Annotated in this window: 11 protein-coding genes; 2 read left to right on the top strand and 9 right to left on the bottom strand. The window is 59.9% G+C overall.

Translation table 11 applies throughout. The features are described from left to right. Positions 1–60: 60 nt before the first annotated feature. Positions 61–813, bottom strand: a complete 753-nt coding sequence (locus DL88_RS08285; RefSeq protein ID WP_034994571.1) for a hypothetical protein — start codon at positions 811–813, stop codon at positions 61–63. Then, positions 803–2,599 (bottom strand): RNA-directed DNA polymerase, encoded by a 1,797-nt coding sequence (locus tag DL88_RS08290; protein ID WP_245270702.1) that lies wholly within the window; start codon positions 2,597–2,599, stop codon positions 803–805. Before DL88_RS08290 ends, DL88_RS08285 begins: the two co-directional genes overlap by 11 nt. Before the next feature lie 341 nt (positions 2,600–2,940). Here DL88_RS08290 and DL88_RS08295 point away from each other — a divergent pair, with 341 nt between their 5' ends. Together DL88_RS08295 and DL88_RS08300 are read left to right on the top strand one after the other, a co-directional pair. After that, complete coding sequence (locus DL88_RS08295; RefSeq protein ID WP_051955750.1) at positions 2,941–3,288, top strand: DUF6460 domain-containing protein; 348 nt, start codon at positions 2,941–2,943, stop codon at positions 3,286–3,288. Continuing rightward, positions 3,278–4,699, top strand: coding sequence for an MATE family efflux transporter (locus tag DL88_RS08300; RefSeq protein WP_084705059.1), 1,422 nt, complete (start codon positions 3,278–3,280; stop codon positions 4,697–4,699). The genes DL88_RS08295 and DL88_RS08300 overlap by 11 nt, the downstream gene beginning before the upstream one ends. On the opposite strand, the gene DL88_RS08305 is transcribed toward DL88_RS08300, so the two are convergent. The 7 genes from DL88_RS08305 to DL88_RS08335 all read right to left on the bottom strand — a co-directional run bounded on the left by DL88_RS08305 (position 4,618) and on the right by DL88_RS08335 (position 12,588). Next, positions 4,618–5,727 carry a quinone-dependent dihydroorotate dehydrogenase gene (locus DL88_RS08305; RefSeq protein ID WP_156971002.1) on the bottom strand — a complete coding sequence of 370 codons (1,110 nt, stop codon included), beginning with the start codon at positions 5,725–5,727 and terminating at the stop codon, positions 4,618–4,620. The genes DL88_RS08300 and DL88_RS08305 overlap by 82 nt on opposite strands. A gap of 7 nt (positions 5,728–5,734) precedes the next feature. Further along, positions 5,735–6,091, bottom strand: coding sequence for a DUF952 domain-containing protein (locus DL88_RS08310; RefSeq protein ID WP_245270711.1), 357 nt, complete (start codon positions 6,089–6,091; stop codon positions 5,735–5,737). Positions 6,092–6,143: 52 nt separating this feature from the next. Further along, a complete protein-coding gene (locus tag DL88_RS08315; RefSeq protein ID WP_034994574.1) occupies positions 6,144–6,785 on the bottom strand; it encodes an alpha/beta hydrolase in 642 nt (213 codons plus the stop codon). Positions 6,786–6,836: 51 nt separating this feature from the next. Next, positions 6,837–8,528, bottom strand: coding sequence for a lysine--tRNA ligase (locus tag DL88_RS08320; RefSeq protein WP_034994576.1), 1,692 nt, complete (start codon positions 8,526–8,528; stop codon positions 6,837–6,839). Positions 8,529–8,737: 209 nt separating this feature from the next. Beyond that, entirely contained in the window at positions 8,738–9,148 is a 411-nt protein-coding gene (locus tag DL88_RS08325; RefSeq protein WP_034994577.1) for a TIR domain-containing protein, read from the bottom strand. Between the two features lie 281 nt (positions 9,149–9,429). Next, positions 9,430–10,377 carry an AEC family transporter gene (locus tag DL88_RS08330; RefSeq protein WP_034994578.1) on the bottom strand — a complete coding sequence of 316 codons (948 nt, stop codon included), beginning with the start codon at positions 10,375–10,377 and terminating at the stop codon, positions 9,430–9,432. 192 nt (positions 10,378–10,569) lie between these two features. Beyond that, on the bottom strand, positions 10,570–12,588 hold the full coding sequence (locus tag DL88_RS08335) for a glycosyltransferase (protein WP_156971003.1): 2,019 nt from the start codon (positions 12,586–12,588) through the stop codon (positions 10,570–10,572). Positions 12,589–12,603: the final 15 nt, after the last annotated feature.

Raw genomic sequence — 12,603 nt, forward strand, 5'->3', positions numbered from 1 at the left:
CGATAACTTGTCTTTAGATCTGTGGCGTCGAAAAGTTCGGCTCCGGCGCAGCCGCAGCTTTTAGCGCCGATCGAACTCTTGCCCGACCGCAGACCGCAGCAACTCAACGAGCTCGACCCGGTTCGACGATGCGGACGCCGACCGGAACACATGATCATAATTTATCAGGAGTGCTGCGTTACGCCGCGGGTTCAGTAACAGAACATCCGACCACACCTCGCTGTCATTCTCAATAGAATGCGCATAGCGCAGGAGCCCGTACATCAGCACCTGACGGAAGTCGCCCGCGCCGAAGTTGCGCTCGGTGTGCTTGACCTCGATGAGCGTCGAACCAATCGCGAAATCCCCGCTACCAGATGCCACCCAGCCAAGTCCGGGAATGAGGGGAGCATGCTCCAAGATCGCAGATGGCCGCTGACTCTGGACGCTATTTAGCATCGCCACCAAATTGCGGGCGGCATAGTCAGCGACTAGGATATCGCTCGGCTCGAGCTTTTCCGGAATGCGCGCATCGAAATGGCGACGCTGGCGCTTCGATGCCACCGCCAAGCATTCATCCCACGACGCCACCGCCCCGCCTCGAATCTCGCTTTCGGCGCGTGCCATCGAGAGTTCGAATATCATCGCCTTCAGCAGCCGGCTTTTGTCGACTATCTCGCTCGGAATCGGGCTGATACCGGTGAAGGAGAACATCTCCGCGTTCAGTGCGTTGACAAGGCCGCCGGTCAGTCGCGGGAAGAGAATGTCGAGAACACCGGGAATGTCGCGCGCAACGGTCCTCGGATCACGGGCCGGTAGTCGGCTAAACGGCATGCTTGACCCAATCTTCGTAGCAAGCCGCAAAGCTGCCCGGCGCACCGGTCTCAATCCCCAATTGCCAAGCCTGCGCAAGCGAACCACGCAGTTGGTCCCTTGACTTCAAGCCTTCGTCGCCGAACGCGCCTGCGGCCAACCAAAGCATCCGTTGCTCGCCGGCACCAAGGTTTTGCCACTGGTTGCGCAAGCGGGTGAAGTTCGGCCGGTCGGCCCAATGCCTCCAGCAGTCGATGCAAGCGCGCCGGACCGAAGCTGATCTCGTCGCATCGTAGGTCCGACGGACGAAAGTACCACGAAAATCCGTCCGAACGAACCGAATCGCGCGCAGGAAATGCAGCATATTGGCTTCGGGAACGAGCAGATGACTGCCCGCTGCCGGGATCCGATCAAGCAAAGTGTCGATCGCGTCGAAAATCGATGTGAACTGGTCGTTTGACCGGACGGCATATACTCCGCGCATGATTTTCGACCAGGAGGCACGGAACGAGTTCAGATTGTTCGGGTCGAGGAGGGTCGCGCACAGATCGACCGCGACAGACGGCTCCTGAAACTTGAGCGCACGACCGATCTGCGCGAGCACGAAGGCGTCGGGCTGCGATTTCGCCCGCTCGAGATCGAGCAGAAAGGAGATGTCGATCTTCTCGAACGAATGTTTTAGCTTTTCATATTCGGCGCTCGCATTGTCCGAGTATGGGTCAAAATGCAGGTCAAGCTCCCGCAAAGCTAGGCTCGAATCCTCGCCCTCTCCCAACTGCGCTGAAACGAAGTCTCTATAGTGTTTAGCGCTCAGGATGGTCGTCTTGCTACGATTGAGCGACAGGCCATAGTCGGCCAACGAATGCGATAATTCCGAGAGCGCTTTGTAGGCGTCCTGCTGCGAACGGGAGATCAAGGTATAGTCGTCGACGTAGCGGTGCCAGATAAGCCCGGCATCGGTCAGCGACCGGTCGATCGGCGTCATCATCACCTCGGCCAGAATGCGCGCGCATTGCCCCCCGACTGGGAGACCGAAGGAACGGCCTGCCGCAAGCTTGCTCAGGATGCGATCGATCTGCATCGCCAGGGTCGACCTCGGCGCGAGGTCTTCAACGACATTTTCGAGCCGATGGTGGTAAATGTGCTCATAGAAGCTCGCGACATCAGTCTGGATAACAACAGCGCGCTCCTCACTCAGATCAGGCTCATCCAACGTCGCACACTTATAGGCGCGCCACGATCTGGTTCGGTCGAAGAAGCTCGGTCCTTGTGGGGCGAGCCTATACGAGTGCGCGCGGGCGCTTCGCTGCCCCTCATTCGCCTCCGCGATGGCTAGGCCCAAGCCATTCAGATAAAGGTTCCAGAATGGGTGGATCTTGGTGGTGATACGGAAGCCATACGGTCCGGACGGAACGAGCAGGCGTTCCGTTACGATCGCGAGCCCGTTCATGAAGGTTACCGGTTTCCCTACGGCGCCCGTCTCGACGCCCTGGAACAGGGCCAAGCAAATCGCTGCAAGATCGGCGGCCTTGTCCTTGATAAAGGCCGCGTCCACGTCATAAGGCAATGTGTCGTTGTCGCCACTATGACCGATCTCTAGCGCGGCACGAAAAAAGTGATCTTTGTTAACGGCAACCAATTCCTGCCCTTTTTGTGCATAGCGGGTACCGACGTCACAGCCGTCAGTCTCGCGTCTGTTTGCAGCTAATAATTTTCCCTGTCTAGCGCTGGCGGCACGACGATCTTGGCTGCTTGCCTGACTCGTGGACCGTACTGCAAGCTCCGACTTCTGCCAAAGTGTCGCCAAATGCAGTTAGGCAGGTAATCTCCCTGATGCCGATGTTGCGCCCTAGATAAGTCGGACATGAACCAACGGAGGCTTTCAGGCACGGCGAACTTGATGGCGAATGACTGAGATGGCGCGAAGCGGTCGCTGAGCAATGCGCCTAGCAGTTCACTTATGGACCGAGAGCGGCAGTCGAGCTGCATCCGTCCAAGATCATGCATCCAATAAGCACAGCGCCCGCCTAAAAAACCCCACACTTCTCCGCCTCAACGTCTCCTCAGCAAAACTCACCCCTACCCCATTGGCCATGCACCGCCCGATCGTCTATTGTGCCGGCCAATCGAGCAATTCCCCCTAAGCCCATGACCACACCTTCTCCCAATTCCGTCCCGCCGCATTGGCAGACCGGCCAGAGCGCCGCCGGGCAGCCGCAGCCTTCGACGCCGATCACGCGTTTTCTTGGCGGCTCGCCCATTGGCGTCTTCTTTCGTCTGCTCGTCCTCTCGCTTCTCGTCGGCGCCTTTCTCATGTGGGCGGATATTCGCCCCGCCGAGGTCTGGCGTTCGGCTCTGCATCTCGTCGATATGCTCTGGTCGATGGGGTTCGGCGCCATTCAAGCGATGGGCGATTATATTCTTGCGGGTGCCATCATCGTGGTGCCGCTCTGGCTCGTGATCCGGCTTCTGACGATGCGCGGCGATGACCGCTGAACCGGCGCCAGTCGCCGTAGAGCACGCCCCAGAACACGCCGGAGCGCATAGGCACAAGGTTGCCGTCTCGCATTGGGCGGTCGTGCGGCTTGCCCTGCCGATGACGCTTGCGCATCTCTCGACACCGCTGCTCGGCATTGTCGATACGATGGTGATCGGCCGGCTCGGCCAGGCGGCGCTGCTCGGCGCCATTGCCACAGCCGCCGTGCTGTTCGATTTCGCTTTCTGGATCTTCAGCTTCTTGCGCATGGGTACGGCGGCGCTGACGGCGCAGTCACTCGGGCGTGGCGATACACAGGAGCAGCACGCCACCTTGTTGCGGGCACTGCTCACGGCCTGCGCCCTCGGCCTTCTGCTGATCCTGCTGCAACAGCCGATTGCCACCATCGGCTTCTCGCTGCTTGGCGCGAGTGTGGAGGTGACCCAAAGCGCGCGCGCCTATTTCGACATCCGGATTTTTTCCGCACCCTTCGTCTTCATCAATTATGCGGCGGTCGGCGCCTTTACCGGACGCGGGCGCACCGATATCGCCCTTTCGGTCCAGGTCTTCATCAATCTTCTCAATATAATCCTGAACGTCGCCTTCGTGCACGGGCTCGGCATGGGGATCGAGGGCTCAGGGCTCGGAACATTAATCGCCGAATTTTCCGGCGCGATGCTTGGCCTGTTCCTGTTGCTGCGCGGCCAAAGCCTGGCGTTGCGTGGCATCCCGCCGGAAATGCTGCTGGCGAAGGACAAGCTTTTGAGCCTGTTCCGGCTCAATGCCGATATTATGATCCGCACCATGGCCTTGATGTTCGCCTTCGGCTTCTTCACCGCACAAAGCGCGAAACAGGGCGATGTACGCCTCGCCGCCAATGCGATTTTGATGAACCTGTTTCTGACCAGCGCCTATTTCCTCGATGGCTTCGCCACTGCCGCCGAACAGATGGCGGGACAATCACTCGGCGCCGGGGATGCGCGCGGGTTCCGCAAAAGCGTTGCCTATACATCCTTCTGGTGTTTTCTCTTCGCCGTCGTCGCCTTTGTATGCGTGATGACATTCGGCGGATTGTTCATTGACATGCTCAGCACGAATGAACCTGTCCGTCATGCTGCGCGGGACAATCTGATGTATGCGGCTTTGACGCCGCTTGCGGGCTGTCTCGCCTTCGAGATGGATGGCATTTTCATCGGCGCCACCTGGAGCCGAGACATGCGCAATATGATGCTGATGGCACTCGGGCTGTATCTCGCCAGTTTCTATGCCTTGCGCGGTCTCGGCAACAATGGGCTGTGGCTCGCCCTGCTCGTTTTTCTCCTCAGCCGCGGGCTGACACTTGCCTGGCGCTACCGGACATTATCCGCGCGCAGTTTCCCGGCCGCCCAATCCTCGGCTTTCGCGCCGACGGCAGAGGCGAGCGTCGGATAGGCGGCAGCCCGCAACAGGCCCGGCAGCGCAGTGGTGATGCGGCGCGCAAGGCCCGGCCCCTGATAGACGAGGCCGGAATAGAGCTGGATGAGGCTCGCGCCCGCCTCAATCTTGGCAAGCGCCCGTTCCGGACTGTCGATGCCGCCGACACCAATGAGCGGAAACTGACCCTCGACACGCAAAAAGGTCTCCGCCAGCATGAGGGTCGAAAAATTAAACAGCGGATGGCCGGAAAGGCCGCCCTGTTCATGCGCTCTTTTATCTCGCAGAGAGGCAGGCCGGGAGAGCGTCGTGTTGGAGATGATCAGCCCGTCGATTTTGCGCTGTCTGGAAACTTGGACAATCTCGTCAAGTTCGTTCAAGGTGAGGTCGGGCGCGATCTTGACGAGCACGGGACGGCGGCCGTGTTTTTCTGCCTCCTCATCGCGTGCGGCAAGCACCCGGGCGAGCAGATCATCGAGCGCCATCGCCTGCTGTAAATCCCGCAAAGCCGGCGTATTCGGCGAGGAAATATTGATCGTGAAATAATCGGCGCAATCGGCAAAGGCATGGATACCCTTGACGTAATCGGCGGCGCGGTCGAGCGTCTCCTTATTGGCGCCGATATTGATGCCGATCACTCCCCGGCGTCCAGGCGTCGCGAAGACCGGCGCGAGGCGCCGATGCACTCGTGCATGGCCTTCGCTGTTGAAACCGAAGCGGTTGATGACCGCCTGATCCTTCGTCAGGCGAAACAGGCGCGGGCGCGGATTGCCCGGCTGCGGCAGCGGCGTGACGGTGCCGATTTCGGTAAAACCGAAACCCAGTCGCAGCACCGCAAGCGGCACCTCGCCGTTTTTGTCCATGCCTGCGGCAAGCCCGAGCGGATTGCTGAAGGAGAGGCCGAAAGCCTCGACCCTGAGCATGGGATCATCAGGCTTGCCGTGGCTTGGCGCCGGCAGATGGGCAAGCGCGAACAGCGCCAGGCGATGCGCCTGTTCGGGATCGAGGCAGAAAAGCAGGCGTTGAAGCATCGCGCCGACGTTCATTTGTGGCTCATGGTTTTGGGGCGGCTTCACCGGATGGCGCGTCGAGCAGCCCGGTGAAATCATGCGTGCCATCGTCCTTGATCGGCAAGGGTTTGGCAAAAACCACGGCATCGAGCTTCATGGAGCCGTAAAGATGCGGAAACAGGGCTCCGCCACGCGAGGCCTCCCAGCGCAGCTTTTCCCCAAGCTGTTCGGTATCGACCGCGACGAGGATGAGATCCTCCTGGTTCTTGAAATATTTCGCGTCGGTCTCGGCAACCTGTTCGGCGGAAGAAAAATGCAGGAAGCCATCGGCCATATCGGCGGGGGCGCCATCGAAGCGGCCCTTGTCCTCGGAGGCCTGCCATAAATCCTTGGGAACGATCTTTTAAATCAGCGCCATTCCACTGTCCTCATGCATCCTCTGATCAGGCTTGTCATAAGGGTTCGGCAGCCTTTTTGACATCCTCCAAAAGCTTGCGCGCCTCGAAAATCTCCTCCGGGCTGATTTCATGCGCCCGATCGGTGAAGACATGCGAGCGGATGAGCGCGCCGCCCGCCTGCAAAGTCTTGATCACGCCGCGCACGCGGTCGACGGGGATGATCGCATCCATTTCGCTGCCCGAAATATAGACCGGCACCGCCAGAAGCCCGGAACCCGGCCTCCGGCCGATGGCCGCCACATCGATCAGGCCGCCGGTGAGCAGGATGGCGCCGCCATAAGAGCGTGGATTGCGCACCAGAAATTCAGCAGTGACGCAGGCGCCTTGCGCATAGCCGCCGGGCACAATGCGATCCTGCTCGACGCCGCGTGCCTTCAGGCTCTCGATGATCGCCAGATAATGAGCGATCGCCGCCTTGAGCGCCGGTTCGTTGTCCTCATAGGGCTCAAGCAGATTTTTCGGATACCACAAACCACCCTCAACGCCCGGCAGAATATAGCGGACCTGCGGACAGGCGATTTCAGCGGCAAGGTCGCGCATGGTCTCGGGCGTCTGCCCATGGCCATGCAGAAGAATGGCGACAGCCTTGGCGTCGGCCCAATCCGCGCCGGCTTCTAGCGGCTCTGGAAAAGCCATGGACAGATCTCCTGCAAGAATGCGGCGCGAAAGGGCATCCGCGCCGCGAACTTACTGGCTTTGCAAGAAAAGGGCATGCTCGCGCGAAAGATCGCCGCGCAGCGCCTTTTCGATCAGGGCGCGCGTCTCGGCGATACCATAAAGCGCGACGAAGGAACCGAAACGCGGACCACGCGCCTCGCCGAGCAGGACCGCATAGAGCATGGAGAACCAGTCGTTGGAAACGCCCGGCCGTTCCGGCGTCGCGCCCTTCGCCTTCAAATCCTGATAGCGCGGGATGGCCCGAGCGACATCGTAAAGCGCCGTCTGGATCACCTCCGCGCTCGCATCCTGCGGCAAGCCTTCCAGCATGACGAGCACGGATTTCAGGGCTTCCGTCTCGACAGCGTCGGGGTCTCGATAGGTTTTGGACGGACGCACGAAATCACGGAAATAGCGCACCGCATAGCCAACCAGCTTGTCGAGGCGCGGATGATTTTGCGGCGAGACATTGGGCGCGTAGCGGCGCAGGAAGCCCCAAAGCACCGCCGGATCCTCGCTATTGGCGACGGCCGCGAGATTGAGCAACATGCCGAAGGAGATCGTCGTCGCCTGATTATCATGCGTCAATGTCTCGGGTGCTGGCGGCTCGCCCGAATGGATGTGCCAGACCGGATTGCCGAGCTGTTCCTTGAACGCCTGCCGCGGATAGGCGTCGAGGAAGCTCAAATAATCATCGACGGTGCGCGGAATGACGTCAAAATAGAGACGCTTGGCCGCCGTCGGCTTCTGATACATGAAAAGCGACAGGCTCTCCGGACTCGCATAAGTCAGCCATTCCTCGATCGTCAGGCCATTGCCCTTCGACTTGGAGATTTTCTGGCCCTTCTCGTCGAGGAACAATTCGTAATTGAAACCCTCCGGCGGCTTGCCGCCGAGCGCCTGTACGATGCGGCCCGACAATTTCACGGAATCGATCAGATCCTTGCCGGCCATTTCATAATCGACGCCGAGCGCATACCAGCGCATCGCCCAGTCGGGTTTCCATTGCAGCTTGCAATGGCCGCCGGTCACCGGCGTCTCGAAAGCCTCGCCGGTTTCGGGATCGCGCCAGACGATCGTGCCTGCCCCCGCATCGGCCTTCTCGATCGGCACCTGCATGACAATGCCGGTGCGCGGATGGATCGGCAGGAAGGGAGAATAAGTGGCGGCCCGCTCCTCACGGAAGGTCGGCAGCATGATCGTCATGACGGCGTCGAGATGCGCCAGCATGTGCAGAAGCGCGGCATCGAACCGGCCAGACGTATAATATTCCGTCGAGGATGCGAATTCATATTCGAAACCGAAGGAATCGAGAAAGGCCCGCAACCGCGCATTATTATGCGCGCCGAAGCTCGGATGCGTGCCGAAAGGATCCGGCACCTGCGTCAGCGGCTTGCCGAGCGCGGAGGCGACGAGCTCCTTGTTCGGAATATTGTCCGGCACCTTGCGCAGACCATCCATATCATCGGAAAAGGCGAGGAGCCGCGTCTTGATTCTGTCTTCCGTCAGGATCCGGAAGGCATGGCGCACCATTGTGGTGCGGGCGACCTCGCCGAAGGTGCCAATATGCGGCAGGCCGGAGGGACCGTAGCCGGTTTCGAACAAAACCTCCTTCTGCCCCGTCACCTCGATGCGTTTGATGATCTTGCGCGCTTCCTCAAAAGGCCAGGCATTGGCCGAGGCGAGTGCTTCGGGCAAGGAAAGCGGCGCGGCGGCAGACATTGAGGTCCTCTATCCGTTGAAATGGAACATGGTTGATAAAAGCAGCGCGCCCGCGCAGCAAGCGCGGGCGGGTTCGGCCAGACTGTCGTTCAGTCCAGAGCCTGCGCTTGTGATTTCACGACAGGCGTCATCTGACCAGATCTAAAGTTTTCAGGCGCCGCACATCTCAAGCGCGCATGGCGACCAAGTTGATGTGCAAGGCCCTATAATCAGAAAGACCGCGTATAGGACAATTCGACCGCTTCCTTCAGCGCATCGAAGGAACAATCCTTGGCGGTGAGCGATCCGAAATTGAGGAGTGCCGCCGGGCTCTTGTTCTTGATGTGAAGCCTTGCCCCGATGACCTTCTTGCCCTTGACGGAAGCGGTCTGCACTTCCCAGTTGATCCACTCGTTATTGCCGGTGTCCTTGCCGATAATGCAGAAAAGATGCGTCGCCGCCTTGATGCGTTCGGTAATTTCTTCCTTGAGCGGGGCCGCCTCGGGGCTGTGGAACGGCGTTCTCGGCAAGCTCTTGTCGTAATCGAAATCGAATTCGTTGTTCTTGTTGCCTTCAAGGAGCGCATTCAAGGCGGGCATATCTTGTTCCTTGAAAATAACGAAAATACGGGGACGCTCCATGAAAAAACTCCGCTGGTGAGGCCAAAAAGGCCACGCAGGAAAAAGCATGACGGGAGACGGGGGCATCTGGAGGCTGTCGATTGCGGCAGCCTCGGCTCGACACCGGGTTTGGCATCGGACAAGACCGGCCCAACGGTACCGGTCCTCATCCTGACCCGAGACCCATCCTTATAGGGCGGAAAGGCCCTTGCAAAGAGCCATCATGCAAGCTTGCGACCAGCAACATGAGGCTCCGGGGCGCAAACGGCTCGCAATCCACGCCATTTGTTGAGCTCTTCGGCTCATGGCGCGCTCACTGGCGCAATGGCCGCGAGATAAAGCGAAAGAGTCCCGATGGAAACGATCGTCGACACAAGAACGACGTCGGATATCGTCCCCACCTCGCGTTCATAGACTTTCGCCAGCATGAACGACCCAGTTCCTGTCGGCAAGGCGGCAAACAGAACGGCGACCTGGGTCGAAAGCGGCGACAGGCCGAAAACCGGACCAGCCAACACAAAGGCAAGCACTGGCTGGGCAACCAGTTTGGTCAGGACGAGGGCAACCATCACCTTCCTATCGCGCGCGACCGATTGTCTCGGTTCGGCGAGGAACAGACCGAGGGCGACAAGCGCGCAAGGTGAAGCGGCACCACCAAGCAATTTCAGAAATGTATCGGCGGAGGCCGGTGGGCTCGCCCCAGTCAGCGGAAAACAGGCGCCGAGCACAGGCGCGACGAGCAATGGATTACGCATGAGTGTTCCACCGACCTTCATCACGAGATGAGCCGGGCGCTGTTCACTCTGTAAGTCGATTTCAATGAAAATGATGGCGAGGGCGAAGGTGAAACAGATCGTGATCATTGCCGCGGTCAGCGCGAGCGGCATTGCGGCGGCGCCGAAAGCAACCATGGCGAGAGGAAAGCCAATATAGCCGGTGTTTCCATAGGCTGCATTCAACCCGTCGATCGCCGCATCCGCGAGCGGACACCCGCGCAGACGCAAAAGCAGGATCGCGCCGAAAATGAGCAGATTGGCAAGGCCAAAGGCAGCAATGAATCCCGGCTGCCAGATGTCACACCAATGAGCATGCGCTGTAATATCGAAAAGAAGCGCGGGAAGCGCCAAAAAGGCGACGAATCTGTTCAACTCTGTCGTCGCGTGTAAACCAAGAACGCCAAGCCTTCGCGCCACCCATCCAGCAAGAATAAGCGCAAAAACGGGGGAAACGATACTGAAAGTCGTCAACATTACAGAGGCCGGACAGCGATTATTCCCTATCCCTACCGGACTCTGTTTCACGCGACAAGAAGACTTGGTCGGAGGCCACCGTCCGGCAGTCACAAAGGCCAAAAGACAATGAGTCTGCCTCGTCTCCCTTTGGCATAACCATCAACAAGCCGGTGACTCCCAAGCCGGTGACTCCGGAGCTCACCGAATTGATCACACGAAGCGCTCGTGTTTTTCGCATTTGGCGAGTTCGCCTGAGGTATAGCGGCGCGACATACGGCGTCTTGCAAGTCCGTGTTCCGTCTTGCGCCAATGAAACGGCCGCAGCAAAAGATCATAAAGCGCCGCCCATGCGGCGAAGGAAATTAAAAGATTATAGGGCAGGAGCAGAGGCAGTAGAATCCAGAAACCCTCAAGACGCCGACGGCGCGCGCCGAGCCAGCTGATCCAGACTGTCGAAAGAACGCCCAGAAAGGCGACGGCAAGAAACAGCGTGGCGGCGGCGATATCAATCCAGTTTTCCGGATGCGGCGGGCCATTGCCTATCCATTCGACAAGGGCAATGATGGTGAAAACTGGCCAGAGCGGGGGCGCAAGAACGAGGCCGACAAGCAACAACACAAGCGCAACCCCCTGCCGCGGCCCCAACTCGGCGAGAAGCCGGCGCGGATCACGCATCAGCACGAGAGCGGTCTGCATCCAGCCCTTGAGCCAACGCCGGCGCTGCGAAAACCAGGCGTCGAGATGGGCCGGCGCCTCCTCCAAAGTGTCTGAAGCGAGGGTCGCCGCCCGGTAATCATGGCGGGCGAGACGCATGCCGAGATCGGCATCCTCGGTGACGTTCCAGGCATCCCATCCACGGACGGCCCGCAGCACATCAGTGCGGAAATGATTGGACGTGCCGCCGAGCGGCAGCGGCAGGCGCAGTTCCGACATGCCTTCAAGCAGGACATCGAACAGAATTGCATATTCGATGGCGAAAAGGCGGGTGAGCCAGGAATCCTCAATATTGTCGATAACGAGCCGCGCCTGCAGGCAGGCGAGCCGGCGCGGACTGGCCAGAAAACGTTCCGCCGCATGCCGGAGCTGGAGGGGATCGGGTTCATCCTCGGCGTCGAAGACCGTTACGAAGACACCGCGCAGCAGCGGCAAGGCGACATTCAACGCCCGCGGCTTGGTGCGGGGTGCGCCACGCGGGGCGACAATGATTTCATAACGCGGCGAGAGATCGACGGCCCGCAAGGCCCGAAGAGTCTCCTCATCATCAGCCTCGATGACGAGCTTGATCTCGAGCTTGGCTGCAGGATAGTCGATACGCTCCAGGGCATCGACAAGCTGCGGCACGACGCGCGCCTCGCGATGCAAGGCTATGACGATCGAATAAAATGGCAGGACCGCATCGGCGAGGACCGGACGCCAGAGGGGACGCAGGCCAAGGCTCGTTGCGGCCGCGGCGAGACGCATGAGCAGCAAGCCGAAAAACAACACGGCAAGACAAAAGGAGGCGGCAAATCCGCAGGCGACGATTTTGAGGCCAAAACCACCGGCGGCAATTGGCGGCGCGATCAGCCTGCGTAATGTCGCTTGCTGGAGAGGCATCGTTCTCGCCGAAAGGTCCGGGTCAAAATCGGAGAGTCCGAAACTCGCCTCGAGTCCGATCTGCAAAGAGGCCGCCCGGCGCACGAGATAGGAAAAATGCGCGGGTGTCGTCAAAAGCAGGCGCGGCACCGCATCCATGTGGCGCGGTCCAATCTCCAGCAATTCGCGCAGGAACATGTCACGCGGCGCCGCGAGAAAACAGTCGGGCACCACCGGGCGAGGCGGGAAACCACGACTGCCGCCGGGATCATCCTGATCCGCGTCAAGCCGCGCATATCCCGCATAAAGGTCACGCGGATAACGCAAATCCTCGGCAAGCCGCACGGGACCGCGGACAAAGGCGAGATCGAGATGAGCCGCGAGCGCCTGATAATAGAAGACCTCGTCGATCATCCCCATCGCGAAGAGCGCCCGCTCCGGGGCAACATTCTGATCACGCGCGTGCCGTCCAGCCTCGATGAGATGCCCAAGTGGCACCCCCGCTCCGGCCAGAAAACCGAGCTCCACCGGCAGAGCCGCCTGCTCGCCAGAGGGTTCCAGGCCGGGGAAGGCCGCGCCACGATGCGGCACCGGAAAATAAGCCGGTGCCATCTGACCCGGAACGCTGGGGACGGGCAAAGGCGAAACAGACACGCGACAGCTCCCGCA

The organism is Beijerinckia mobilis, assembly GCF_000745425.1.
GTDB classification, from domain to species: Bacteria; Pseudomonadota; Alphaproteobacteria; order Rhizobiales; family Beijerinckiaceae; genus Beijerinckia; species Beijerinckia mobilis.